The organism is Acidovorax bellezanensis, from assembly GCF_025421555.1.
GTDB lineage: Bacteria > Pseudomonadota > Gammaproteobacteria > Burkholderiales > Burkholderiaceae_C > Comamonas > Comamonas bellezanensis.
On the sequence record NZ_JAODYH010000011.1, the window covers coordinates 34,883 to 60,301 of the forward strand.

General features: G+C 67.1%; 19 protein-coding genes. 6 read left to right on the forward strand and 13 right to left on the reverse strand.

What is annotated here, in order from left to right; genetic code table 11:
- Positions 1-7: 7 nt before the first annotated feature.
- From N0K08_RS18785 to N0K08_RS18805, 5 genes are all read right to left on the reverse strand, one after another.
- Positions 8-2,545: an AI-2E family transporter gene (locus tag N0K08_RS18785; protein WP_408642978.1), complete on the reverse strand. Its 2,538-nt coding sequence runs from the start codon at positions 2,543-2,545 to the stop codon at positions 8-10.
- 107 nt (positions 2,546-2,652) lie between these two features.
- A complete protein-coding gene (locus N0K08_RS18790; protein ID WP_261501926.1) occupies positions 2,653-3,489 on the reverse strand; it encodes a sensor histidine kinase in 837 nt (278 codons plus the stop codon).
- 68 nt (positions 3,490-3,557) lie between these two features.
- Positions 3,558-4,379 carry a response regulator gene (locus tag N0K08_RS18795; protein ID WP_261501927.1) on the reverse strand — a complete coding sequence of 274 codons (822 nt, stop codon included), beginning with the start codon at positions 4,377-4,379 and terminating at the stop codon, positions 3,558-3,560.
- A 182-nt stretch (positions 4,380-4,561) separates the two neighbouring features.
- Positions 4,562-5,377: an HDOD domain-containing protein gene (locus tag N0K08_RS18800; protein ID WP_261501928.1), complete on the reverse strand. Its 816-nt coding sequence runs from the start codon at positions 5,375-5,377 to the stop codon at positions 4,562-4,564.
- 118 nt (positions 5,378-5,495) lie between these two features.
- Positions 5,496-7,853 (reverse strand): Tex family protein, encoded by a 2,358-nt coding sequence (locus tag N0K08_RS18805; protein ID WP_261501929.1) that lies wholly within the window; start codon positions 7,851-7,853, stop codon positions 5,496-5,498.
- Between the two features lie 133 nt (positions 7,854-7,986).
- On the opposite strand from N0K08_RS18805, the gene N0K08_RS18810 reads away from it, so the two are divergent.
- Positions 7,987-9,030: a DUF72 domain-containing protein gene (locus N0K08_RS18810; RefSeq protein WP_261501930.1), complete on the forward strand. Its 1,044-nt coding sequence runs from the start codon at positions 7,987-7,989 to the stop codon at positions 9,028-9,030.
- Here N0K08_RS18810 and N0K08_RS18815 read toward each other — a convergent pair whose 3' ends face one another.
- The 8 genes from N0K08_RS18815 to N0K08_RS18850 form a co-directional block, all read right to left on the reverse strand.
- Complete coding sequence (locus tag N0K08_RS18815) at positions 9,031-10,494, reverse strand: efflux transporter outer membrane subunit (protein ID WP_261501931.1); 1,464 nt, start codon at positions 10,492-10,494, stop codon at positions 9,031-9,033.
- Positions 10,495-10,502: 8 nt separating this feature from the next.
- Entirely contained in the window at positions 10,503-13,676 is a 3,174-nt protein-coding gene (locus N0K08_RS18820; protein WP_261501932.1) for an efflux RND transporter permease subunit, read from the reverse strand.
- A 14-nt stretch (positions 13,677-13,690) separates the two neighbouring features.
- The gene (locus tag N0K08_RS18825; protein WP_261501933.1) at positions 13,691-15,004 is read right to left on the reverse strand and encodes an efflux RND transporter periplasmic adaptor subunit; all 1,314 of its coding nucleotides are present in this window, start codon (positions 15,002-15,004) and stop codon (positions 13,691-13,693) included.
- A 352-nt stretch (positions 15,005-15,356) separates the two neighbouring features.
- On the reverse strand, positions 15,357-16,265 hold the full coding sequence (locus N0K08_RS18830) for an SDR family oxidoreductase (protein WP_261501934.1): 909 nt from the start codon (positions 16,263-16,265) through the stop codon (positions 15,357-15,359).
- Positions 16,266-16,426: 161 nt separating this feature from the next.
- Positions 16,427-17,449 carry an NADP-dependent oxidoreductase gene (locus tag N0K08_RS18835; protein ID WP_261501935.1) on the reverse strand — a complete coding sequence of 341 codons (1,023 nt, stop codon included), beginning with the start codon at positions 17,447-17,449 and terminating at the stop codon, positions 16,427-16,429.
- 94 nt (positions 17,450-17,543) lie between these two features.
- Positions 17,544-17,963: a PaaI family thioesterase gene (locus N0K08_RS18840; protein WP_261501936.1), complete on the reverse strand. Its 420-nt coding sequence runs from the start codon at positions 17,961-17,963 to the stop codon at positions 17,544-17,546.
- Between the two features lie 111 nt (positions 17,964-18,074).
- Entirely contained in the window at positions 18,075-18,866 is a 792-nt protein-coding gene (locus N0K08_RS18845) for an SDR family oxidoreductase (protein WP_261501937.1), read from the reverse strand.
- A gap of 112 nt (positions 18,867-18,978) precedes the next feature.
- Complete coding sequence (locus N0K08_RS18850) at positions 18,979-20,400, reverse strand: MFS transporter (RefSeq protein ID WP_408642979.1); 1,422 nt, start codon at positions 20,398-20,400, stop codon at positions 18,979-18,981.
- A 344-nt stretch (positions 20,401-20,744) separates the two neighbouring features.
- Here N0K08_RS18850 and N0K08_RS18855 point away from each other — a divergent pair, with 344 nt between their 5' ends.
- From N0K08_RS18855 to phnE, 5 genes are all read left to right on the forward strand, one after another.
- Positions 20,745-21,353: an Lcl C-terminal domain-containing protein gene (locus N0K08_RS18855; protein ID WP_261501938.1), complete on the forward strand. Its 609-nt coding sequence runs from the start codon at positions 20,745-20,747 to the stop codon at positions 21,351-21,353.
- Positions 21,354-21,447: 94 nt separating this feature from the next.
- The gene (locus N0K08_RS18860; protein ID WP_261501939.1) at positions 21,448-21,753 is read left to right on the forward strand and encodes a hypothetical protein; all 306 of its coding nucleotides are present in this window, start codon (positions 21,448-21,450) and stop codon (positions 21,751-21,753) included.
- Between the two features lie 384 nt (positions 21,754-22,137).
- Positions 22,138-23,019: a putative selenate ABC transporter substrate-binding protein gene (locus N0K08_RS18865; protein ID WP_261501940.1), complete on the forward strand. Its 882-nt coding sequence runs from the start codon at positions 22,138-22,140 to the stop codon at positions 23,017-23,019.
- 5 nt (positions 23,020-23,024) lie between these two features.
- Positions 23,025-23,843 carry a phosphonate ABC transporter ATP-binding protein gene (locus N0K08_RS18870; RefSeq protein ID WP_261501941.1) on the forward strand — a complete coding sequence of 273 codons (819 nt, stop codon included), beginning with the start codon at positions 23,025-23,027 and terminating at the stop codon, positions 23,841-23,843.
- Positions 23,834-25,390 carry a phosphonate ABC transporter, permease protein PhnE gene (phnE, locus tag N0K08_RS18875; protein WP_261501942.1) on the forward strand — a complete coding sequence of 519 codons (1,557 nt, stop codon included), beginning with the start codon at positions 23,834-23,836 and terminating at the stop codon, positions 25,388-25,390. Before N0K08_RS18870 ends, phnE begins: the two co-directional genes overlap by 10 nt.
- Positions 25,391-25,419 lie beyond the last annotated feature (29 nt).

Consider the following 25,419-nt stretch of genomic DNA (forward strand, 5'->3'; position numbering starts at 1 on the left):
CGTCTCTTCAGGCCATGGCCGGGCCCAGCAAGGGGCCGGTTTCTTGCGCTGGCGGCTGCGCCGTCGGTCCCGCACCCGGTGGGGGCGATACCTCGGTGCGGTGGGACAAGGTGTTCTGCAAACGCCGCGCCATGTCGTGCAGCAGGTCCAGCTCCTCCACGCTCAGGCTGCGCGGTGCCGTGTCCATGATGCAAAAGCTGCCCAGGACCTGACCCTGCCGGTCGCGCAGCGGAACACCCGCATAAAAGCGCAGCGCCGCGGCCTGCAGCAAGGGGTTGTCGGCAAAGCGCGGATCGCGGGCGATGTCTTCGACCTGCAGGTCCGCGGCCTCGGACACCACATAGGCGCAGACCGACAACTCCCTGGGCAGGCCTGGGCGGCCCACGCTGGGGCCACTGGCCGACGCCAGCAGACTGCCAGGCGTGTGAACCCAGTCGGCATCGACCAGCGACACCTGGGCGAAAGGCACATGGAAGGCATTCGCCGCCTGCACGACCGCATCGTGCAAGGCATCCGTGCGGGTCGCGTCCAGCCAGCCGCTGGCATGCAGCGCCGCCACCCGCGCCTCATCCTCTTCGCCCATGGGCGCAAGCGGGTGGCCGCCAGCGGGCTGGGGTGCCAGCAAGGCACCGACGCGCAGCCGTAACTCACGCATGCTGGTGGTGACCGCCTGCACGCCCAACGGGGCAAACCCGTCTTCGGCCAGCAGCGCCGCCGGCGCATTCCACAGCGCCAGCACGATGCGCAGCTGCGGCCAGCGCCGGCGCAAGCGGCGGCAGATCTGGCGCACCTGGGTCTGGGGCTGGGGCGTGAAGACCGACAGGCACAGCAGGTCGACTCCGGCCCAATCGCTGTCCTCGAGCGCCTCCATGCGCGCCGACAGCGCGTGCGGCGAATGCGTCGCGGCCAGGCCGTCCAGGCCCAGGGCATGGGCCATGGCCTGGGCGGCCAGCGCGTCCACCTCCCAGCGGGCGCCAATGCAGTGCACACGCCCGCGCCGCGACGCAGCGGTCTCGGGCAACGGCGGCGGGTACTGCTCCGCCATCTCACCCAGCAGTTCCCCCATGCCATGGGACAGGCGCAGACGGTGGCCGGCCGTGGCCGAGCCCGTATGGTGGCTGCTGGCCATGCGCAGCGTTGGTATCAGGATTTCGTCGTACAGCCGGCCCACGGCCTCGGCCACCTGGCCCGGCGTCGGCTTGGCCGGCAGCGCCGCGTCCACGCCATCCGTGCACAGCTCGATCGCCTCTTCCACATCGCCGGCCAGCAGACGCTGGTAGAGCCGCTGCGGCGCACCCAGCACGGGCGAGTTGCCCAGCAGCACTTCCATGAACCGCAGCGCCGGCAGATAACGCCCCAGCACCAGCAGGCACACGGTCAGCGGCGTCGACAGAATCAGGCCCACCGGCCCCCACAGCGCGGTCCAGAACGTGGCCGCCAGAATGATGGACAGCGTGGACAGGCCGGTGCTCGCACCGTAGAGCCACGGCTCGACGACGTTGTTGCTGATCAACTCCAGCACCAGAATCAGCGCCAGGGTGCCGAGAAACATGTTCCAACCCGGATCGACGGCGAACGCCAGCGCCAGCGGAAACACCGCCGAGACCAGGGGCCCCACATAAGGCACAAAGCGCATGATGGCCGCCACCACTCCCCAGAGAATGGCCCCGGGCACGCCGATGAACCACAGCCCGGCCGCCATGGGCACGCCATAGCTGAGGTTGACGATGAACTGCATGCGCAGATAGCGGCCGATGCGCTCGGACGCCTCATTGAGCGCATCCGTGGCCAGGTGCAGGTTGCCCCCCATCAGCCGCAGCAGGCGGTCACGCAGATCGTCACGGTCGAGCAGGACCAGCACCAGGAACAGCAGCACGATGCCCGCCATGATCACCGGCTCGCTGATCTTGCCCAGCCAGGCCGTGAACTGGGCCAGGGGCTTGAGTTCCACCGGCTGGACTTCGACTTTTTGCACCCGCGCGCCGGCTCTGGCGCCGGGCGGGCTGTCAATTTCCTTTTCCACCGTGTCATAGGTCTTGCGCGCCCCGTCCCACACGCTGGGGCCAGTGGTGAGCTGGCGCAGATTGCGCAGCTTGGCGCTGATGGTGCTCTGGTAGGTGGGCAGGCCGGCGCTCAGATCGCTGACCTGGTTGCCCAGGTAGGCGCCCATGCCCGCGAGCGCGCACAAAGTGATGGCCACCACCCCCAGCGTACCCGCGAGCCGCGGCAGGCCCCAACGCTTGAGCCGGCTCACGGCAGGATCGAGCAGGAACCCCAGCAACAAGGCCAAGGCCAGCGGAATCAGCAGCTCACGCCCGAAGTACAGGGCCGCGATCACCAGCGCCGCGATCAACAGGCCTACCAGCAGCCGCAGAGCCGGCAACATGGAAGCCAGCTGCGCCGCGGCCGAAGCCGCCGCCCCCACACCGTCCGAGGCGTCGCGCTGCCGTATTCCCGCGAAAGGCACTGGCGCTGGCCTGCGGGCCGTGTCCACGGCGGCCGTATCGACAACGGCAGCGTCTGAGTCATTGGGGGTGATGGGCATGGGAGGAGGCATGGGCAGGAAAGACAGACGGGCTGCCCATTGAATCCCAAAGCATGCCGTCTGCCTGTCAGCCAGCGCCGCGAAACATGGGACGCGGCGCGTTCAAATCATCCAGGCGGCGACGGCGACACCGGCCAGCGCACATGGATGCAGACCCCGCGACCCTGTATTCCCGGCCCCGATTGCAGGCTGGCGCCGACCTCACTGGCGCGCTGGGCCATGCTCCGCAGGCCCTGTCCGGCCGACGGTGAGCTCATGCCCTGGCCATCGTCCTCTATGCGCAAATGCCATTCATCCTGCTGCTGCTCGAGCGTCAGCGCGATCTGCCGCGCATGGGCGTGCTGCAGCGCATTGCTCAGCGCTTCCTGTGCAATGGCGGCGATCTGTTGCGCCGCCACACCGGCCTCAAGGCCCGCCGCACCCCACTCGGGAACCTGCCAATGCAAGGCAATGCCCCGGTGGTCGAGCACCGGCTGCAAACGGTGGCGCAAGCCCGCCAGGCGGTCAGTCAGCGCGCTCTGGTCGCAGTCCATGCTGTCCACCAGCAGCCGCAAGTCCAGCAGGCAGCTCTCCAGCACTTCCTGCACCTGCTTTTGCTCCGGCTGCTGGGGGTCCAGCAGCATGCAGGCGTTGACCAGTTGCGAGCCCACGGCATCGTGCAAGGTGCGCGCAATGCGCTGGCGCTCGACCTGAATTTCGCGCGAAGGACGGGGATTGCGGCGGCGCCGCCAGAGCCAGAAGCGCCGCAGGCGCAGGGCCAACCAGGCCCCGACCACGGCCCCGGCCCCCAAAACCGCGGTGCCCCATTCCCGCCAATGCGCTGGCGGCTGCGGCAACTCGTCGAGCCGCCCGCTACCCAACAGCCAGCACAGCATACAAAACGGCAGGCTCCACAGCAACACGCCCAGCAACGCCAGCAGGGCTGCCAGATCGGCTCGGTGCATGAAGTGGGCAGACATGGTGGGAGCAATGCCGGTTCAGGGAACTTGCGCCAGGGACCAGTGTTCCGCTGTCAGAACATCCCCCGCAGCGACGCAAAACGCACGGCCTGGGCACGGGTGCGGACCTGGAGCTTGCGGTAAATGTTCTTGATGTGGGTGTTCACGGTCATGCTGCTGATGCTCAGACGCAGACCGATCTCCACACTGGTATGGCCGCTCGCTACCAAGCGCAACACTTCGCGCTCGCGCACCGACAGCCGTTCGGTCGCGTCCGGCTGGCGTCGAGGCACTTCTTCGGCGACCAGGGGTTTGTCAAAGCGCTGCAGCAGGCGGCGCGCGAGATTGGGCGTGATCGATGCTCCGCCGTTGGCCACCTGCAGCACCGCCTGCGGGTAACTGCCAAACCAGGAATTCTTGACCAGATAACCCGTAGCACCCAGCTCGAATGCGCGCAGCACCAGATCATCGCTGTCCATGATGGACACGACGATGGCCTCGGCCGACGGATGGACGGTTTTCATGAAGTCGATCAGGTCCAGCCCTTCGCCATCGCCCAGGTGGATGTCCACCAGCATGACATCGAAGCTGTGCTGGCGGATCGCCTTGCGCCCTTCCTTGAGGCTGTCGGCCTGCGCGACCAGCAGCGTGCGCTCGTCGCTCATCAGCTCCTGGGAGATCACTCTGCGGATGTGCGGATCGTCATCGATCAGCAGCACGCGCACCGGTTTGTCGGCCTGCCCGATCAGGAAGTCCGGCCAGAGCCCGGGCCCATGACAGGCAGGTGCGGCTGGCACCGCTGGCACGGCGGGAAAAGAGTACGGCTGTAAAGACGCTGCCGCCGCAGCATCTACCGCACCTACAGCCGTCGGTGCCATGGAGCTGTCGATGGACATGATGGGAACTCCTTCTACGGAAACACGCGACTGCGGCTGACATCGGGTGTTCAGTTTCCGCATTCACACGCCATGTAAAGATAATGAAACGAAACTCAACATCCATTTTCGTTTTTGTAAATTAATTACACAAGTTACCTTTAAACATATGTTTAACGGTAGTCGGCGCTGACGCCGCCCTCTCAGGCGTCGCGCTCTGGCACGGACCAGTCGATAGGGTCCTGCTGCAAGACCATGTCCATGTCCAGGCCTAGGGCCTCTCCCACTTCGCCGGGGAAGGACACGGCCAGCGCGGGCGCGCCGAGTGCTGCATGCCGGGCACGCACCCGCCATGCAGCCAGGTGCAGCAGGCCCGCCAAAGGCTCGCAGGCCTCACGCGCCAGCGGCGCCTGCATGTGCTGCAAAGCAGCGATCAAGTGGGCCGGCAATTGCCAGCGACGCGCCAGGCCGGCGCTCACCTCGGAGTAGGCAAAGCCCCACATCTTCTGCTCCAGACCTGCGCGACGCGGGTCCAGCGGCCCCAGGCGCAGGTTCAGCGTCGCCGCGCTGTCCGGCGCCTGCAGGTGGATCACCCACTCACCCAGACCGTGGATCAAGCCCACCGCATAGGCATGCGAGGGGTTGTACCGAACCAGGCTGGCCAGCGACCGCGCCAGCCGGGCCGTCTGCTGGCTGTAGCGCCAGAACGCCTGCAAGTCCACGCCCGGCACGGAACGCGCGGCCCCGCCCTGCTGCGCCGCCTGCACCAGGGCCTGCAAACGCTGGGGAGCCAGCAGCATCAGGGCTTCGGCGATGCCGCCTATGCGCCCTGTCATCTGGTAGAGCGGCGCATTGGCCAGCATCAGCAGGCGCGCCGTCAGCACCGGGTCGGACGCGAACAGCGGAACCAGCCGCGACAGGAGCGGCTCGGACGCAGACAGCTCCGTGCTCAGCAAAGCCACCGTGCGCGGCAGACTGGGCAATGCCACGGGCGTGGCCAACAGATCGGATAAATCCATGGGAGGCAGAAAGCAGGCGTACTTGCAAGCAAATGTTGCGGCATTATCGACGGCCCGCCAACAAAAAGGGCTGCAACTTGCGCTGCAGCCCTGTCATCTGGCTGAAAAACCGCGGCGCTTACTTGTTGCGCCCGGGTTGCAGCTTGGCAAACGCCGAAGCCATGGCGCTTTGCGGCGCGGGCTCGCTGGCGCGACGCGGCGCGGCCGTATAGCCCCGGCCCGCGCCTTCGAAGCGGTTGTCACGCGGGCCGTCGCGGCGCGCCGGCGCGGCGTCGAGCTTCATCGTCAGGCTGATGCGCTTGCGCGCCACGTCGACTTCCAGCACCTTGACCTTGACGATCTGGCCGGTCTTGACGACTTCGCGCGCATCGGTGATGTACTTGTGGCTCATCTGGCTCACATGGACCAGGCCGTCCTGGTGCACGCCCAGGTCGACAAAGGCGCCGAACTGGGCCACGTTGCTCACCGTGCCCTCCAGCGTCATGCCTTCCTTGAGGTCCTTGATGTCGTCGACGCCGTCATTGAAACGCGCGACGACGAAGTCCGGACGCGGATCGCGGCCGGGCTTTTCCAGCTCGCCCAGGATGTCGCGCACGGTGATCACGCCGAACTGCGCATTGGCGAACAGCTCGGGCTTGAGCGCCTTGAGCATGTCGGCCCGGCCCATCAGTTCGCCCACGGGCTTGCCGGTGGTGGCGATGATGCTTTCGACCACGGGATAGGTTTCGGGGTGCACGCCCGTCATGTCCAGCGGGTTGTCGCCGCCGCGAATGCGCAGAAAGCCCGCGCTCTGCTCGAAAGTCTTGGCGCCCAGGCCGCTGACTTCCATCAGCTGCTTGCGGCTCTTGAAGCTGCCGTTGGCATCGCGCCAGCGCACCACCGACTTGGCCACGCTGCCCGACAGGCCCGAGACGCGCGACAGCAGCGGAGCGCTGGCCGTGTTCAAGTCCACGCCCACGGAGTTCACGCAATCCTCGACCACGGTATCGAGCGTGCGCGCCAGCTCGCTCTGGTTCACGTCGTGCTGGTACTGGCCCACGCCAATGCTCTTGGGGTCGATCTTCACCAGCTCCGCCAGCGGGTCCTGCAGGCGCCGCGCAATGCTGGCCGCGCCGCGCAGGCTCACGTCGACATCGGGCATTTCCTGCGAAGCGAATTCGCTGGCCGAATACACCGAAGCGCCGGCTTCGCTGACCACCACCTTGTCGATGGCGCGCTCGGCTTTGCCCATCAGCTTGATCAGCTCGCCGGCGAGCTTGTCGGTTTCGCGGCTGGCCGTGCCGTTGCCGATGGCAATCAGGTTCACGCCATGCTTTTCGCTGAGCTTGGCCAGGGTGTGCAGGGCACCGTCCCAGTCCTTGCGCGGCTCGTGCGGGAACACCGTGGCCGTGTCCACCAGCTTGCCGTTCGCATCGACCACGGCCACCTTGACGCCGGTGCGAATGCCCGGATCCAGACCCATGACGGTGCGCGGGCCCGCGGGCGCGGCCAGCAGCAGGTCGCGCAGGTTGTCGCCGAAGACCTTGATGGCGACTTTCTCGGCGTCTTCGCGCAGGCGCGAGAACAGGTCGCGCTCGGTGGACAGGCTCAGCTTGACGCGCCAGGTCCAGGCCACGCATTTGCGCAGCAGGTCGTCGCTGGCACGCTTGGCATGGCTCCAGCCCAGGTGCAGCGCAATCCGGCCTTCGGCCAGGCTGGGCTGGCCCGGCTCGGGCTCCACGGGCAGTACCAGCTTGGCTTCGAGGATTTCCAGCGCCCGGCCGCGGAACACCGCCAGTGCACGGTGCGAAGGCACGCGGCCTATGGGCTCGTCGTATTCGAAATAGTCGCGGAACTTCGCGACTTCGGGGTCGTTCTCGTTCTTGGCTTCGACCTTCTTGCTGCGCAGCAGGCCTTCTTCCCACAGCCATTCGCGCAGCGACTGCACCAGCGGCGCGTCTTCGGCCCAGCGCTCGGACAGGATGTCGCGCACGCCATCGAGCACGGCCAGGGTATGGGAGAAGTCCGGGCCGGGCTTGCCGTCGTCGAGCACGGTGGCCGGGCGGCAGAACGCCTGGGCCTCGGTGTGCGGATCCAGCGTCGGGTCGGCGAACAACTTGTCGGCCAGCGGCTCGATGCCGAACTCCTTGGCGATCTGGCCCTTGGTGCGGCGCTTTTGCTTGAACGGCAGATAGATGTCTTCCAGTTCCTGCTTGGTCGGCGCGGCGGCGATCTGCGCGCGCAGCGCGTCCGTCAGCTTGCCCTGCTCGTCGATGTTCTTGAGCACCGACACGCGCCGGTCTTCGAGTTCTCGCAGATAGGACAGGCGGGCTTCGAGTTCGCGCAACTGCACGTCGTCCAGGCCGCCCGTGACTTCCTTGCGGTAGCGGGCAATGAAAGGCACGGTAGCGCCCGAGTCCAGCAGCTCCACGGCCGCGATGACCTGCTGCTGGGTGACTTTGATTTCTGCGGCAATTTGCCCGATGATTTTTTGCATGCGGTGCTCGCCCCACGGCGATGGATCAAGGGAAGCCTGTCAGTGTGCCATAGGCATGTGGGTCTTCCAGGTCTGAAGCGACAATGGGGGCCAGGCGACCGCCCGACTCCTGGTAAACGATTGCAACACCACTGTGCAAGACACGCTTTTTGACGACCCGACGCCGCCGCCGGACAAGCCCGCGGCCAGCGCAAGCCCCAAGGCAGCACGCAAGACCGGCGTTCAGCCCGCCCCAGTGCCACCCCGTCTGGCCGCGATGGCCGCGGCCCTGCCGCCGCTGCTGCGCATGGGTGCCTCGACCTGGTCCTACCCCGGCTGGGAAGATCTGGTCTGGGATGGCGCCTATGACGCCAGCGTGCTGGCCAAGAATGGGCTCGGCGCCTACGCCCAGCACCCGCTGCTGCGCACGGTCTGCATCGACCGCAGTTTCTGGCGTCCGCTCACCGTGAGCCAGTACGCGCTGTATGCGGCCCAGTTGCCCGCGGATTTCCGCTGCGTCGTCAAATGCCCGTCCGTGGTGACCGACGCCCAGGTGCGCGCCGAGGACGGTCGCGGGCGCGAAGCCAATCCCGCGTTTCTGGACCCCTTGCTGGCCCAGACGGCGTTTGTGCAGCCCACGCTCGAAGGCCTGGGCGACAAACTGGGCGTGCTGGTGTTCCAGCTCAGCCCCCTGCCCTGGGACTGGCTGAACCGTCCTGCGGCGCTGTTCGCGCGGCTGGCGGCGCTGCTGACGGCCGTGCGCGCCCAACTGGCGTCACACCCCGAGGTCATCGTGGCCGTGGAAGTGCGCGACCCGCAACTGCTGGTGCCGGCCTTCGCCGACCTGCTGCGTGCCGCGGGCGCCACGTTCTGCCTAGGGCTGCACGGCAAGATGCCGCCCATGGAGGAGCAGCTGCCGCTGCTGCGCGCGCTGTGGCCCGGCCCGCTGGTCTGCCGCTGGAACCTGAACCGCAGTTTCGGCCCCTACGGCTATGAAGACGCGCAGCAGGCCCATGCGCCGTTCAGCGAGATCCGCTCGCCCGACCCGCACACCCGCGCCTTGCTGGCGCGCACCATCGCCGGCATCACCGGCGCAGGCCAGCGGGCCTATGTCACGGTGAGCAACGACGCCGAAGGCTGCGCGCCGCGCTCCATCGCCCTGCTGGCCGAAGCCGTGCTGGCCGCGCGCAGCGCCTGATCAACCCGCTGCTACGGCTGGCGCGCCGCCCAGCACCTTGACCAGGGTCACGCGATTGAGCTGCTCCTGCAGTTGCAGCGTGATCAGCGTCTGCTGCGCTGCGTACAGGCTGCGCTGCGCGTCCAGCACCGACAGATAGTTGTCGACGCCCGACTTGAAGCGCGCATCCGACAGATCGAAGGCCTTTTGCGTCGAGGCCACCAGCGATGCCTGGGCAGCCAGGCGCTCGGTCCACTGGGCGCGGTCGGCCAGGGCATCGGCGGTTTCGCGAAACGCCGTCTGCACGGCCTTGTCGTACTGCGCCAGCGCCACCTGCTCATTGGCCTGCGCCACGGCCACATTGGCGCGGTTGCGCCCGCCATCAAAGATCGGCAGTCGCACCAGGGGCACGAAGCTCCAGCTGCTGTTGCCGCTGCCGAACAGCCCCGACAGCTCATCGCTGCCCGTACCCACCGACGCCGTGAGGCTGATGGTCGGGAACAGGGCCGCACGCGCGGCTCCGATGTTGGCATTCATGGCGCGCAACTGGCGCTCGGCGGCCTGCACGTCGGGACGCGCCAGCAGCACGCTCGACGGCAGGGGCACGGGCAAGGCCTGCAGCGCGGCAGCCGGCTGCGCTGCTGTCAGCTGCAAAGGCTGGGGCCAGGCGGCGTCGGGCAGCGGGCCGCCGACCAGCAGTTGCAGCAGGTTGCGATCGCGCACCACCTGGCTGGTGAAGCCGGCCACGTCAGCGCGCGCCGCGTCGACCGTGGTGCGGTTCTGCTCCAGCACCAGGGCCGAAGTCGCGCCCAACTCATGCATGCGCTCGGTCAAGGCAAAGGATTTGCGGCGCGCGTCCAGCGTCTGCTGCGCCAGCTGCAGCCGGGCCTGGTCGGCGGCCAGGGTCAGCCAGGCATTGGCCACATCGGCCACCAGGGTGAGCTGCACATTGCGCTGGTTCTCGCCGGACTGCAAAAAGGCCTGCAGCGCCGCTTCATTGAGATTACGCACCCGGCCCCAGAGGTCGAGCTCGTAGCTGGTCATGCCCAGCTGCGCGGTGTACTGGCTGCCCACCGTCGCGCGGCCGCTGCTGGTCAGATCGGCCGGCGTGCGGCTGCGGCTGCCCTGGCCGTTGGCGTTCACGCCGGGCAGCAGGTCGGCCTGGGCGATGCCGTACTGGGCCCGCGCCTTGTCGATGTTGGCCACGGCCACGCGCAGGTCGCGGTTGTGGGACAGGGCCAGGGCCAGCGTCTGGCGCAGGCCGTCAGACTGCACCCAGGAAAGGGCCTGGGCCGCGTCCAGGCTGGCCTGCGAAGCCTGCACCGCCGGCTGGGTCTGCTCAGGCGCCACGCTGGCGCCGACTTCGGCCGGCACCGCCGGCGCCGGCGTCTGCCAGGCCGGAGCCAGATTCACACAGCCGGCCAACAGGCTCACGGCGGCCAACGCCACGGCACGCAGCCGCCACTGAGAGGAAGTTTGAGTCATCAAGGCTGTCATGCCACGCCCTTTGCATCGCTTGCCACGGGTGCGGCAGGCGCCTCACCTCGGGAGTGCTGCACAAACCAGCTGCGCACCAGCAGGAAAAACACCGGCACGAAGAAAACCCCCAGCACCGTCGAAAACACCGTACCGCCGAGCACGGCCGTACCGATCGCCTGGCGTCCGCCGGCACCCGCGCCCGTGCCGATGGCCAGCGGCAACACGCCGAAGCCGAAGGCCAGCGAAGTCATCAAGATGGGCCGCAGGCGCAGGCGCACGGCTTCCACCGTGGCGTCGCGCAAGTTGCGCCCCTGCTCCTGCAGCTGGGTCGCGAACTCGACGATCAGAATCGCGTTCTTCGATGCCAGCCCCACCGTGGTCAATAGCCCCACCTGGAAGTAGACGTCGTTGTGCATGCCGCGCAGGCCGGTGAACAGCAGCGCGCCCACCACGCCCAGCGGCACGGCCAGAATCACCGCCAGCGGCACGGTCCAGCTCTCGTAGAGCGCGGCCAGGCACAGGAACACGAACAGCACCGAGATGGCGTACAGCAGCGGCGCCTGCGCACCCGACAGCCGCTCCTGGAACGAGGCCCCGGTCCATTCGTAGCCAATGCCCATGGGCATCTGCTTCATCAGGCGCTCTATGGTGTCCATGGCCGTGCCCGAGCTCACGCCCGAGGCGGCATCGCCGACAAACTCGTAGCTGGGGCTGCCGTTGTAGCGCTGCAGCTGGGGCGAGCCGTAAGTCCATTCGGACCGGGCGAAGGCCGAGAACGGCACCATCTCGCCCTTGTCATTGCGCACCGTCCACTGGTTGATGTCCTGGGGCAGCATGCGAAACGGCGCGTCGCCCTGCACGTAGACGCGCTTGACGCGGCCGTTGCTCAGGAAGTCGTTGACGTAGACGCCGCCCATGGCCGTGGACAGCACGCTGTTGATGTTGGCCGTGCTCACGCCTAAAGCGGCGGCCTTGCGGTCGTCGATCGCCACGCCCAGCTGCGAGCTGTCGTCCAGGTTGTTGCTGCGCAGGTTGTTGATGGACGGCTCTTTCTTGGCCAGTTCCAGCAACTGGTCGCGCGCCGCCATCAAGGCGTTGTGGCCCAGGCCGTTCAAGTCCTTGAGCTGGAAGTTGAAGCCGGCGTTCGAGCCCAGGCCGCGCACGGCGGGCGGCAGCATCACGAAGATGCGTGCGTCGCGCAGGCGGCTCAGGTCCTTGGTCGCCTTGCGGGCGATGGCATCGGCGGTCTGGTCCGGGCCCGGGCGCTCGGCCCAGCTCTTGAGCCGCACAAAGCCGCGCGCCGACGACTGGTCGCCGCTCAGTCCGGTGATGGAGTTGAAACTCACCACGTCAGGCTGCTTGGCGAAATACTGCTGGACTTCGGCCATCACCGCTTGCAGGCGCGCGTTCGAGCCGCCCGAAGGCAGCGTGATCTGCACCTGCATATAGCCCTGGTCTTCGACCGGCAGGAAAGACGTGGGCAGCTTGGTGAACAGGAAAGCCGTGGCGGCGCAGATCAGCAGGAACACCAGCGCCATGCGCTTGCTGCGTTGCAGCAGGCGGCCGACCGTGGTTTGCGCCATGTGGGAACTGCGATCGAAACCGTTGTTGAAGCCCTTGAAGAAGCGGTCGCCCAGCCCCATCAGGCCGCGGCGTGGCGCACCCCCATGGTGGCCCTGGCCCTTGACCACGGGCTTGAGCAAGGTGGCGCACAGCGCGGGCGTGAGCGTCAGCGCCACGAACACCGACAACACCATGGCCGAGACGATGGTGATGGAGAACTGGCGATAGATCACGCCCGTGGAGCCGCCGAAGAAGGCCATGGGAATGAACACGGCCGACAGCGTGAGCGTGATGCCCACCAGCGCCGGCGTGATTTCGGCCATGGACTTGCGCGTGGCTTCCTTGGGCGACAAGCCCTCTTCGGTCATCACGCGCTCGACGTTTTCGACCACCACGATGGCATCGTCGACCAGCAGGCCGATGGCCAGCACCAGGCCGAACATGGTCAGGGTGTTGATGGAAAAACCCGCCACCGACAGCACGCCGAAGGTGCCCAGCAGCACCACCGGCACGGCAATCGCCGGGATCAGCGTGGCGCGCAGGTTCTGCAGGAACAGGAACATCACCACCACCACCAGCAGCATGGCCTCGAACAGGGCCTTGACCACTTCCTCGATGGAGGCGCGCACAAAGGGTGTCGAGTCCGAGCTGATGAAAGGCTTGAGGTCGTTGGGGAAAAACGGCTGCATTTGCGCCAGCTTGGCGTTGACCGCATCGGACACCGCCGTGGCGTTGGCGCCGTCGGCCAGCACAATGCCCAGGCCGGCACCGGGGCGGCCGTTGAGCCGCGAAGTGATGGTCAGGTTGTCCGCGCCCAGCTCCACGCGCGCCACGTCCTTGAGCAGCACCGCCGCGCCGTCGGGCGTGGTCTTGAGCAGGATGGCCTCGAACTCGGGCACGGTCTTGAGCTTGGTACGCGCCGTGATGGTGGCGTTGAGCTGCTGGTCCTTGACGGCCGGCAGCGCGCCGAGCTGGCCTGCCGAGACCTGGGCATTCTGGTTGTTGAGCGCGGCGATGATGTCCGAAGGCATCAGCGCGTACTGCTGCAGCTTGGCCGGATCCATCCAGATGCGCATGGCATAGCCCGTGCCGAAGACCTGCACATCGCCCACGCCGTCCACACGACCGATCACATCCACCACGTTGCTGGTCAGGTAGTCGCCGATGTCGACCTGGCTCACGTTCGGGTCGGGCGAAGTGAAGCTATAGGTAGTCAGGTAGTCGTTGCCGCCCTTGTTGACGAACACGCCGCGGCTTTTCACGGCCTCGGGCATGCGGTTCATCGCCGACTGCAGCTTGTTTTGCACCTGCACCTGGGCCACGTCGATGTTGGTGCCAGGGCTGAAGGTCAGCGTGGTGCGCGAACTGCCCGACTGGTCGCTGGTCGAGCCCATGTACAGCAGGTTGTCGATGCCCTTGAGCTGCTGCTCGATGAGCTGGGTGACCGAGTTTTCCACGGTCTCGGCCGAAGCGCCGGTGTAGACCGCGCTGATGGTCACGCGCGGCGGCGCGATATCGGGATACTGCTCCAGCGGCAGGGTGAAGATCGACAAGGCCCCCGCCAGCATGATGACGATGGCAATGACCCAGGCAAAGATGGGCCGGTTGATGAAGAACTGCGCCATGGCGTGCGGCTTTCTCAGGACTTGGCCGCAGGGCCGGAAGCAGCGGGCTGGGCCTTGTCGGCGGCAGGCGGGCTGGCCGCAGCCGGGCTGGCGGCGGCTGGCTTGGCGCGCAGATCAACTTCCAGCGGATCGACGGTATCGCCGACCTTGATGCGCTGGAAGCCGTCGACGACGATTTTCTCGCCCGCGGTCAGACCGCCGATGACCATCCAGCGGTTGCCCACGGCGCGATCCACTTCAATCGGACGGCGCTGCACCTTCTGGCTGGCGGCATCGACCACCAGCACGCTGGCCTTGCCCGCGATGTCGCGCGTCACGGCCTGCTGGGGCACGAGCAAGGCGTCAGGCGCCACGCCCGTGGGCAGCAGGGCCTGGACATACATGCCCGGCATCAGCACGCCATCGGGGTTGGGTACCACGGCGCGCAGCGTCACCACGCCCGTGCTGGGATTGACGATCACGCCGGCGAACTGCAGCTTGCCGGTGTGGGAATACAGGCGCCCATCTTCCAGCTTGAGCTGAATGGACAGCGCTTCGTGGTCGAGCTTCTCGTAGCGCCCGTCCTTGATATCGCGCTTGAGTTGCAACAGCTCGGTGCTCGACTGGGTGAAGTCCACGTACATCGGGTCCAGCTGGACGATGGTGGTCAGGGCGTCAACCTGGTTGGCCGTGACCAGCGCGCCGGGCGTGACCGTGGACAGGCTGGTGCGACCGCTGATCGGCGCCTGGATGCTGCTGTAGCGCAGGTTGATGCGCGCGGTTTCCAGCGCCGCCTTGGCCGCAGCCACGTCGGCCCGGGTCTGGGCAGCCGCGGCCTGGCTTTCTTCATTCGCCTGCTGGCTGATGGCGTCGATCTTCACCAGTTCCGCATTGCGCGCCGCCGTGGCCTGCTGCGTGCGCTGGCTGGCCTGGGCCTTGGCCAGGGCTGCCTCGGCGCTGTCCTGCGCCGCGCGCAGCGCGGAGGAATCGATCTGGTAGAGCGACTGGCCGGCCTTGACGGCCGCGCCTTCGGTGAACAAGCGCTTTTGCACGATGCCCGACACCTGGGGCCGCACTTCGGCCGTCAGAAAGGCGCGCGTGCGCCCCGGCAGGCTGGCATCGAGCTGCTGGCTCTGGGTCTGCAGTGTGACCACGCCCACCTTGGTCGGTGCCTTGGGCGCGGCGACTTCGGCTGCCTTGGGCGAGCAACCGGCCATCACCACCACCACCGCAGCGGCCAGTGCCGCCGTGCGCCAGCCCTTGGCCTGCTGCAGACTGCCCCCGAAAGGATGAGATGGCCAATGGGGTTGCAGGCGCTCACGCAGGGTTCGGGACAGGGCAGACGTCATGGGATGAGGACTCAAGGGATGGAGAAGCGAGCACCATTGTGCAAGCCTAATATTTCTTTTCTGTAAAGCCAGCCGCGCGAACACGGCTGCCGGCCTTTGCGCGCCAAGCCAAGGGCTGCGCAAAAGCACCAGAATCATGCCATCTTGTAGCGTCTAGTTACACAGGAAGTAAACAGATTGCGGCGATCGCGCGACATTTTTTTTGCCGGCCTTCCGGCAACAGTAAAAAGGGCCCGCCGAAGCGAGCCCTTGAATGGCATATGACACTGGCGCACCCCAGCGCAGGGGCAGCGATCAAGCGCCGTCGCGCAGCAAGGCTGCCGTCCCTGCCGCGAAGTCGCTCAGGGGGTGCTCAATTCCCTCCGCGCAAGGCTGCCCGCAGGCTGGCACCGAGCTCGGGTTTGTGCAGGAAAGGATCGGTGGGGTTGCGCCCCTGCACGATGTCTTCCATGCGGACCTGGACCGCACCCAGGGCCTGGGGATGGCTGTAGATGTAGAACTGGTTGGCCTTCACGGCGTCGAACACTTTTTGCGCGACATCGACGGCCGTGACCTTGCCCGACGACACTGCCTTGTCACTCATGGCCTGGCCTATCTTCTGGCTGGCCGTGAGTTCGCCGCCAGCCAGGTTGTCGGGGCGGTTGCGCTCGCTCTGGTTGATGCCCGTGGGCACGAAATAAGGGCACAGCACGCTGGCGCCTATCTGGTCGGTCACCAGCGACAAATCCTGGTACAGGGTTTCGCTCAGACTCACCACGGCGTGCTTGCTGACGTTGTAGATGCCCATATTGGGAGGCGTGAGCAGACCGGCCATGCTGGCGGTGTTGACCATATGGCCCCGGTAGGAAGGGTCGGCCTTGGCCGCCGCCAGCATCATGGGCATGAACAGGCGCAGGCCGTGGATCACGCCCCAGACGTTCACGCCCAGCACCCATTCCCAGTCGGCCACCGAGTTTTCCCAGACCAACCCGCCCGCACCCACGCCGGCGTTGTTGAACACCAGATGCGGCGCACCGAATTGCTCTTGCACGCTGTGCGCCAGTACTTCCATCTGCTGCCGATTGGACACATCCACCTGCTGGGCCAGCACTTTGACACCGGCGGCGCGCATTTCCTCGGCCGCCGCATCGAGCGCCGCCTTTTGCACATCCACCAGCACCAGGTTCATGCCCAGCCGCGCACCCAGGCGTGCGCACTCCAGGCCGAAGCCCGATCCCGCACCGGTCAGTACCGCTGTCTTGCCTTGAAAATCTTGGATCATTTCGCTTGTCTCCTGCGGGCCCTTGCAGGGCCTCTGTACACTGTGGAATAGCCCACGCAACTGGCGCGGCCCAGCAAGGGGGCAGCGAGCAAGGGCCGCCCCGCAGCGATGGTGTCGCCCCCCTCCACCGAAGGATGAGAGGGGGGGTGCCGCGAAGCGGCTCAGGGGGTGACCAGCTTCACCAACTGCTTGCCAAAATTCTTGCCCTTGAGCAAGCCCAGGAAAGCCGCCGGCGCCGCGGCCAGGCCCTGGGCCACGGTTTCGCGGGGGCGCAGCTTGCCCGTGGCCACCAGCGTGCCCAGCTCCTTGAGCGCTTCGGGCCAGATTTCCATGTGTTCGCTGACGATGAAGCCTTCGATCTTCATGCGGTTGATCAGGATCAGCGCGGGGTTCTGCAGCGGCAGCGGCTGGCCGTCGTAGCCGGCGATCATGCCGCACACGGCCACGCGCGCAAACGCATTCGTGCGCAACAGCACGGCGTCGAGGATGTAGCCGCCGACGTTCTCGAAATAGCCGTCGATGCCGTCGGGACAGGCCTGCTTGAGCGCCTGGGACATGGCCTTGACGTCGGTGTGCAGGCGGTAATCGATGCAGACGTCAAAGCCCAGTTCCTCGGTGGCGTAGCGGCATTTGTCCGGTCCGCCGGCAATGCCCACCACGCGGCAGCCACGCGCCTTGGCCAGGGCCGCGAACGCACTGCCCACGGCGCCCGTCGCCGCGCTGACGACCACGGTCTCGCCGGCCTTGGGCGCAATGATCTTCACCAGCCCGTACCAGGCGGTCACGCCGGGCATGCCGACGGCGCCCAGGTAATACGACAGCGGCACATGGGTGGTGTCCACCTTGCGCAGCATGCCGGGCGCGCTGCCGTCGACGACGCTGTATTCCTGCCAGCCGCCCATGCCCACGACCTGATCGCCCTTGGCAAATTGGGGGTGCCGGCTTTCGACGACTTCACCCACCGTGCCGCCCAGCATCACTTCGCCCAGCGGCTGGCTGGCCGCGTAGCTCTTGCTGTCGTTCATGCGGCCGCGCATGTAGGGGTCCAGGCTCAGGTAATGGTGGCGCACCAGCACCTGGCCGTCCTGCAGCGCCGGCACCTCGGTGCGCACCAGCTTGAAATTGCTTTCCACGGCTTCGCCCAGCGGCCGGTTGTCGAGAAGGATTTGCTGATTCTGGGTCATGAACTGTCTCCAATTGATTTCAATTCCACCACCCCAGGACCTGCGCCGCAGGCCTTGGGAACTCTTCTCACCTGCCGCCGCGAAGCTGCCCCGATCAGGCTGCGGCGCTGTCCTGGGCGACAGGGGCCGGGTCCCGGCGCTTGAGCTTGAAGGTGCCCGATGCCTTGCAGCACAACAGACCTTCGGCGTCGTACACCCCGCCTTCGACATAGGCCATGCCGCCGTGCGTCTTGTGCAGCAGCAGTCCCTTGGCCACCAGCGGGCCACGCGCCGGCAGCATGAAGGAAGTCTTCATTTCAATGGTCACGCCGCCGGTGTTCGGTGCCACGCTGCTGGCGGCCTGGGCCAGCGTCACGTCCAGCAAGGCCATCAGGGCGCCACCATGGGTCACGCCGAACGAATTCATGTGCTCGGGACGGGGCGTGTAATGCAATTCGGACTCGCCGCCGGACCGCTTGTGCAGCGTAAAACCCAACTCCGTCACAAAAGGAATATCTGCTTCAAAACTCAACACCGGATCGGCCTTTCTTGTCTCGGGGGCTGCACCCGCCCGCCAGGGGCCAGGCGCACTCCACGCCACGGCAGCGCCATTGTCGGGCCAATTCATGGCCCGCACGCGCAGTGTTCAGCCGCCGGTGACCGCGCTGACGCCGCCATCCACAGCCAGCCACTGGCCGGTGATGTGCTTGCCCGCGTCGGAGGCATACAACAGCGTGATGCCCTTGAGGTCTTCGTCGTCACCCAGGCGGCGCAGCGGCGCATGGGACGCCATTTTTTCCTCGCCCATGCTCTCGATCAGCACCGTGGCCATCTTGGTCTTGAAAAAGCCCGGGCAAATCGCGTTCACGTTGATGCCGTGCACGCCCCATTCCGCGGCCAGGGCACGCGTGAAATTGATGACCGCGCCTTTGGAGGTGTTGTAGGCAATGGTCTTCATCTCCAGCGGATTGCCGCCCAGGCCGGCAATCGAGGCGATATTGATGATGCGGCCGCTGCGACGCGCGATCATGCTGCGCTTGGCGATCTCGCGGCTCAGGAGAAAGTAGCCGCGCACATTCAGGTTCATCACCTTGTCCCAGGCGGCGGTCGGGTGGTCCTCGGCCGGCGCACCCCAGCTCGCGCCGGCGTTGTTGACCAGAATATCCACGTCGCCCACGCGCTGCAGGGTTTCATCCGCCAGGCGCTGGATGTCGGCTTCATCGGCGCAATCGGCGGCGATCCAGCGGGCGTCGATGCCCACAGCCTGCAACTCGGCGACGGCCTCCTCCAGATCGCCGGCCTTGCGCGAACTCAGCACGATCTTCGCCCCCGCTTCACCCAGCGCATGCGCCATCTGCAGGCCCAGGCCGCGCGAGCCACCGGTCACCAAGGCCGTCTTGCCGCTGAGATCGAACAGTTGTTGCACGTTACGCGTCATCTCGCTGTCTCCTGTGGATTTTTTGTCAAAAATGCAGGCCCCGAGGCACTGCTCCACAGCATTGTGCGGTGCACACAGCCGGGGCCATGTCACCTGCGTGTCGCAGCGGATGTCAGCCGTGCGCCTGTCTAAGGCGCAGGCTGCTGCAAGTGCCAGCCAGCACCGCAAAGCCCCCAGCCACGATCAGGGCCACCATTTCCGCCGTCCCGCCATGGCCCGGCCACAGCGCGAACAGGGTGGCCAGGAAAATGGCGCCCAGGGTCTGCCCCGTCAGGCGCGCCGTGCCCAGCATGGCGCTGCCCGCCCCGCTGCGTGCCAACGGCGTCGACGTGACGATGGTGTGATTGTTCGGTGACTGGAACAGCGCAAAACCCACGCCGCACAAAGCCATGCGCCAGACGATGTCGAGGTCCGAAGGCTGGGCCGGCAGCAGTGCCAGCAGCCACAGGCCGGCGGCAAAGACCGCCATGCCCAGGCCGCCCAGCAGCCCGTCGGGGTAGCGGCCTATCAGCCAGCCCGCGAGCGGTGCCACGGTGACGATAGCCGCCGGCCAGGCGGTCATCAGCAGACCGGCTTCGAGCGCCGAGCGGCCATGGGTCTCCAGCAGCAGGAATGGCAGGGCCAGAAACGCCAGGGTCTGGGCGCAAAAAGCCGTCACCGACGACGCCATGGACAGTGCGAACACCGGAATGCGCAGCAAGTCCACGGGGAACAGCGGCCGCGCCTTGCGGCTTTGTCGCCGCAGATGCCAGGCACCGACCAGCAGGCCGGCGCCCAGCAGCACCCAGCCCATAGCCGCATGCCCGCCTTGCCCGTTGCGGGACACCCCCAGGGCATCGACGCCCAGGAACACCAGCGCGAACATCGCCATGTTCAGAACCACGTCCAATACGGAGAACTGCGCCGGCCCGGCGACGTCCGCAGTCCGCGGGTTGTACGGCAAGGCCCGGCTGCCCAGCAGCAGCGTCAGCAGGCCCAGCGGCACATTCAGGGCGAACAGCCAGGGCCAGCTCGCCACGGACAGAATGCCCGCGGCCAGCGTAGGCCCGGCCACCGAAGCAATCGCCACCACCATGGAGTTCATGGCCAGGCCCCGCCCCAGCAGGGCCCGGGGGAAAATCAGCCGCACCATGGCCGCGTTCACGCTCATGATGCCCGCCGCGCCCAAGCCTTGGAGCGCGCGCGCCGCGATCAGCGTGCCCAGTGACGAGGCCAGCATGGCGCCCAGCGACGACAGCGCAAACAAGGCCATGCCCCCCAGGTAGATACGCCGGTAACCTATGCGCTCGCCCACCGCCGCCAGCGGCAAAAGCATCACCAGCGTGGCGATCTGGTAGGCATTGACCACCCAGATCGCATCCGAGGACGCGGCCTCGAACTTGCGCGCAATCGCCGGCAAGGCCAGATTGAGCACGCTGCCGTCGAGCACCGCCACCAGCAGACCCAGCAGGACCACCAGCATGGCCCGCCCTCGCCTGCCGGCTGGCAGACCGTCCGCAACAGCGCTCCCGCCCATGGACACGCCGCCCTCCATCATCTGACCCGGTTTTTCGGCAAACTCTCGCATGGCACTCCTTGGCTTTTATATGCCCCGGCCGCGCGGGCGGCCTGGGACAGCGGCCTATTCTCAAGGGGAACGAATGCCTTTGCATGCCGCATGCACTTCGCGCGAACGCTCTGGCGCCACCGCTGCCGGGGCGAAATACATGTCGCCTGCCCTCTGAAACTCCCCATTTTTCATGGTTTTTTCACCCCCGCCACGGCCGTGCGACCCCGCCATCTTGATCGAGCAGCCAAGGCATCGCCACGCGTGCACGCCAGGCCGGGCCGCGTGCGCGGCGGCACAATGCAGGCTGCACCTGCTACCACCCCAACGCCATGCTGCCTGCTGCCCTGCCCGCCTTTCGTCCTTTTCTCCTGACCCTGGCACTGGCCTTCAGTCCGGTCCTGCTGGCCCAGACGTCCGATGCCAGCAAGGAGGCCTCCACGGAGCTGCAACTGTCCGCCGACGGCAGCGAAGTGCAGGATCTGCGCGCCCGCCTGGTCTGGCCGCGCTGCGTGCATGGCATGGTCTGGCGCAATGAGCGCTGCCAGGGCACGCCCCAGCGGCTGAACTACTCCCAGGCCCAGAAGCTCGCCCAGTCCCTGCACCGGGAGGACGGACTGGGCTGGCGGCTGCCGCGCACCAACGAACTGCGCCGCCTCCAGCAGCGGACCGCGGCGCCGACGGAACAGGCCGCGGCCTTGTTTGCGCAAACGCCAGGCGATTGGCACTGGACAGGCACGGCGGCCATCAATTCCCGCGCCATCAACCGCTACAGCTATGAAGCCACCACCCCGGCCCGCAACAGCCTGCCCGCGCCGCAGGCCTGGGCCGTGGATTGGGCCTCGGGCCAGGCCAGCGGCGAAATGGGCCGGGGCAATGTGCTGCTGGTGCGCCTGGTGCGGCCGCTGCCGGCGACCAAACTGCCGCCGGCCACGCCCTGAATCTGCACGGCGCGGAAGAAGACTGTAAAAAACAACAGCTAAATACCAAAATTTACTGTACATTTTTACAGTCAACTTCACATATCGAACCACCATGGACACCGTTGAAACTTTCTACACTGTTTCTTTGTGCGATTACCCCAGCCTGCCCGAGCAGGAGCGTATGCGGGCCGAGACGCGTTATGCACGCGTGATGGAACGCCAGCTGGGTGGGGCCGAACAGGTGGCACTGGCCCTGGAATGTGTGCTGGGCCTTGAGGACACCCCACCCGAAGAAATCACCGAAGAGGCCAAGGCCATGTTTGCGCGCTGGACCAAGGCCTCCAACGCTGCCGTGCAGGCCGGCATGCAGGGGCTGGGTGATGGCGAATGCAGCTTCTTTGAAGTAAGGTTTACATAAGCCCCCCCTGAGCCGCTGACGCGGCATGGGCCGCCCCGGCTCCCCCCTCTCATCCTTCGGTGGAGGGGGGCGGCAGCCTCGGTGCGGGGGGGCCGCCCAGGTGCGGCCCTTCCTCGCTGCCTCCCTGCTGGGCCACGTCAGTTGCATGGGCGGTGAACAATGCGAGTGCTGAGAAGAAGTACCCGGGCGGCTTGCGCCGCTTCCCCTTGTGACAGGAAACCGAGCGCGCCGCGGGGGCAGCGCCCGCCCCCTCTGCCCGCCGCGCCCTGCATCACTACAATGGCGTCGCGGCATGGACGCCGCACGGAAAACTTCAGCGCCCTGGCGCTTATTCAGCTGCCGTGGAATCCGCACGGTGGTGGTCGCAACCAATCGGAACACCCCATGAGTCTTACTCCTGCACGCCGCCTGGCGCTCAAGCAGGCGCTTAGCTGCGCCCTGGCCGTTTCCGCAATGGGCGCCCTGCCCGCTCTGGCCGCCGACGCGGTGCTGCGGGTTTCGGCCATTCCCGACGAAGCACCCACCGAATTGCAGCGCAAGTTCGCGCCGCTGGGCAAGTATCTGGAAGCGCAGACCGGCATGAAAGTCGTGTTCACGCCCGTCACCGACTACGCCGCCGTGGTGGAATCGCTGGCCACGCGCAAGATCGACCTGGCCTGGCTGGGTGGCTTCACTTTTGTGCAGGCCAAGATCCGCACCAATGGCACGGCCATTCCCATCGTCCAGCGCGCGGAAGATGCCCAGTTCACGTCCAAGTTCATCACCGCCAACCCGCAGATCACGGGCCTGGCCGACCTCAAGGGCAAGACCTTTGCCTTTGGCGCGCCTTCGTCGACTTCGGGCAGCCTGATGCCGCGCTTTTTCCTGCAGCAAGCGGGCCTGAACCCGGACAAGGACTTCAAGAACGTCGCCTTCTCCGGCGCCCATGACGCCACCGTCGCCTTCGTCGCCGCCGGCCGCGCCGAAGCCGGTGTGCTCAACGCTTCGGTCTGGGACAAGATGGTCGAAGAAAAGAAGGTCGACACCAGCAAGGTGCGCGTCTTCGCTACTACGCCGACCTACTTCGACTACAACTGGACGGTGCGCGGCGACCTGGACCCGGCCCTGGTGAAGAAGCTGACCGACGCCTTCCTGGCGCTCGACCCGGCCAAACCCGAGGACAAGGCCATTCTGGGCCTGCAGCGCGCATCCAAGTTCGTCCCGACCAACGCCAAGAACTACGTCGGCATCGAGGACGCCGCGAAGTCCGCCGGTCTGCTGAAGTAAGCCCCATGGGCTTCGCGTTGGAAGGCGTGGGACTGACCCACGCCAATGGCTCCGTGGCGCTGGCCGGCATTTCGCTGGCCGCGCGCCAGGGCGAATGCATTGCCCTGATCGGCCCCTCGGGCGCGGGCAAGACTTCGCTGCTGTCGGTACTGGCCACGGCCTGGACGCCGGACCAGGGCAGCGCCCAGTTGCTGGGCACGGAGCTTCGCGGTCTCTCGGCCCCGGCACTGCGCGCCTTGCGCGCGCGCATAGGCACCGTGCACCAGGCCCCGCCCCTGCCCGGGCGCCAGCGCGTGGTCACGTCCGTGCTCGCCGGACGGCTGGGCCAATGGCCGGCCTGGAAAGCGCTGGCCTCGCTGGCCTACCCCATGGACATTCCCGGTGCCCGCGCGGCGCTGGCCCAGGTCGACCTGGACGACAAGCTGTTTGCACGCTGCGACCAACTGTCGGGCGGCCAACTGCAGCGCGCCGGCATTGCCCGCGTGCTCTACCAACAAGCGGCACTGGTGCTGGCCGACGAGCCCGTCTCGGCGCTGGACCCGACCCTGGCGCAGGCCACCGTGCGGCTGCTGATCGACGATGCCGCCCAGCGCGGCGCAACGCTGGTGGCCAGCCTGCATGCGGTCGACCTGGCGCTGAACTGCTTTGCGCGCATCGTCGGCATCAAGGGCGGGCGCATCGCCTTCGATCTGCCCACGGACCAGGTCCGCCAGGAACATTTGCAGGCCTTGTATGCCAGCGAGGGCCAGACGCCGCCCACGCTTCAGCCTGGGCCGGCCGCGCCCGCACCGGCCACACCAGCCCCGCTGACGCTATGCCGCTGAAGTCCGTGGAGCGCGACCCCGCGGCCTTGCGTCGCCTGGTGCATACGGTTCTGGCGCTGTGCGTTCTGTGGCCGTTGTTCCAGGCCGCCCAGGTGCGGCCCTCCGCCCTGTTCGAGGCCGGCAATCTCAGCGTCATCGGCAACTTCCTCGCCGCCTTCCTGCCGCCGGAAACCGGCAGCGAGTTCCTCGCCTACCTGGGCCAGGCCACGCTGCAGACGCTGGCGATTGCCACGGCCGGCATGGCCCTGGCCTGTTTGCTGGCCGTTCCGCTGGCCTATCTGGCCAGCGCCGCGGGCCGCGACCGGCCCACGCTCAACCCCATCGTCCGCGGCCTGCTAACCATACTGCGCGGCATTCCCGAACTGGTCTGGGCATTGGTCTTCGTGCGCGTCTTCGGACTCGGACCGGCCGCCGGCGTGCTGGCCCTGGGCCTGACCTATGGCGGCATGCTGGCCAAGGTGTATGCGGAAATTCTCGAATCCACCGACCCCGCGCCCGCGCGCGCCCTGGCCCACAGCGGCGCGCGCCGGCCGCTGGCCATTCTGTACGGACTGATTCCCCAGGCTTCCAAGGAGCTGGCCTCGTATACCGTCTACCGCTGGGAATGCGCGATCCGCGCCTCGGTGGTGATGGGCTTCGTCGGCGCCGGCGGCCTGGGCCAGTTGATGGACCAGTCCATGAAGATGCTCAACGGCGGCGAAGCCGCGAGCATCCTGCTGACTTTCCTGGTCCTGGTGTTCGCCGCCGATGCGCTGTCGGGCTGGCTGCGCCGCTCGCTGGACGCTCCCGTGGCCGCCCGGCCTTCGCCCTGGGGCTGGCGCAGCGCCGGCAGCGCGGCCGTCCTGCTGATCGCGGTGCTGGCAAGCTTCGGGCTGCTCGACATGGACTTGCTGGCCCTGTTTTCCGTGGAGTCGGCCAGCTCCATGGGCCAGTTCATCGCCAGCTTCTTCCCACCCGACGTCAGCGCCGACTGGCTGCGCCGCGTGGCCATAGGCATCTGGGAAACGCTGGCGATTTCGGTGGTCGGCACCCTGCTCGCGGCCGTTCTGGGCCTCGTATTCGCCCTGGCGCCGCTCAAGCCCGTGAACCGCTTTGTGCTCAATCTGCTGCGCTCGGTGCCGGAGCTGGTCTGGGCCACCATCACGGCCCTGGCCGTAGGCCTGGGGCCGTTTGCCGGCGCGCTGGCCCTGGCCTTGCACACCACGGGCGTGCTGGGGCGGCTGTACGGCGAAGCGCTGGACAATACGCCCCCGGCACCGGCCGGAGCGCTGCGGCTGAGCGGCGCGGCGCGCGGCCTGGCCTTTTTCTACGGCACCCTGCCCGGCGCCGCGCCCCAGCTGATCGCCTATACGCTGTACCGCTGGGAAATGAACATCCGCATGGCGGCCATCCTGGGCTTTGTCGGGGCCGGCGGACTGGGCCACCTGCTGTATTTCGAGCTGTCGCTGTTCCACTACGCCCAGGCCTGCACGGTGATCATCGCCATGCTGCTGCTGTCCATGGGCGTGGACCAGACCAGCGCCTGGCTGCGCCGCAGGATGCGCTGAGGCAACGGCGGCCGCCGAGTCGCCAAGGT

What these genes read in the sequence shown, in the direction of transcription:
- N0K08_RS18785 (WP_408642978.1), bottom strand. Translation starts at nt 2,545, where the DNA reads ATGCCCATCACCCCCAATGACTCAGACGCTGCCGTTGTCGATACGGCC.
- N0K08_RS18790 (WP_261501926.1), bottom strand. Translation starts at nt 3,489, where the DNA reads ATGCACCGAGCCGATCTGGCAGCCCTGCTGGCGTTGCTGGGCGTGTTG.
- N0K08_RS18795 (WP_261501927.1), bottom strand. Translation starts at nt 4,379, where the DNA reads ATGTCCATCGACAGCTCCATGGCACCGACGGCTGTAGGTGCGGTAGAT.
- N0K08_RS18800 (WP_261501928.1), bottom strand. Translation starts at nt 5,377, where the DNA reads ATGGATTTATCCGATCTGTTGGCCACGCCCGTGGCATTGCCCAGTCTG.
- N0K08_RS18805 (WP_261501929.1), bottom strand. Translation starts at nt 7,853, where the DNA reads ATGCAAAAAATCATCGGGCAAATTGCCGCAGAAATCAAAGTCACCCAG.
- N0K08_RS18815 (WP_261501931.1), bottom strand. Translation starts at nt 10,494, where the DNA reads ATGACTCAAACTTCCTCTCAGTGGCGGCTGCGTGCCGTGGCGTTGGCC.
- N0K08_RS18820 (WP_261501932.1), bottom strand. Translation starts at nt 13,676, where the DNA reads ATGGCGCAGTTCTTCATCAACCGGCCCATCTTTGCCTGGGTCATTGCC.
- N0K08_RS18825 (WP_261501933.1), bottom strand. Translation starts at nt 15,004, where the DNA reads ATGACGTCTGCCCTGTCCCGAACCCTGCGTGAGCGCCTGCAACCCCAT.
- N0K08_RS18830 (WP_261501934.1), bottom strand. Translation starts at nt 16,265, where the DNA reads ATGATCCAAGATTTTCAAGGCAAGACAGCGGTACTGACCGGTGCGGGA.
- N0K08_RS18835 (WP_261501935.1), bottom strand. Translation starts at nt 17,449, where the DNA reads ATGACCCAGAATCAGCAAATCCTTCTCGACAACCGGCCGCTGGGCGAA.
- N0K08_RS18845 (WP_261501937.1), bottom strand. Translation starts at nt 18,866, where the DNA reads ATGACGCGTAACGTGCAACAACTGTTCGATCTCAGCGGCAAGACGGCC.
- N0K08_RS18850 (WP_408642979.1), bottom strand. Translation starts at nt 20,400, where the DNA reads ATGGAGGGCGGCGTGTCCATGGGCGGGAGCGCTGTTGCGGACGGTCTG.
- N0K08_RS18855 (WP_261501938.1), top strand. Translation starts at nt 20,745, where the DNA reads ATGCTGCCTGCTGCCCTGCCCGCCTTTCGTCCTTTTCTCCTGACCCTG.
- N0K08_RS18860 (WP_261501939.1), top strand. Translation starts at nt 21,448, where the DNA reads ATGGACACCGTTGAAACTTTCTACACTGTTTCTTTGTGCGATTACCCC.
- N0K08_RS18865 (WP_261501940.1), top strand. Translation starts at nt 22,138, where the DNA reads ATGAGTCTTACTCCTGCACGCCGCCTGGCGCTCAAGCAGGCGCTTAGC.
- N0K08_RS18870 (WP_261501941.1), top strand. Translation starts at nt 23,025, where the DNA reads ATGGGCTTCGCGTTGGAAGGCGTGGGACTGACCCACGCCAATGGCTCC.
- phnE (WP_261501942.1), top strand. Translation starts at nt 23,834, where the DNA reads ATGCCGCTGAAGTCCGTGGAGCGCGACCCCGCGGCCTTGCGTCGCCTG.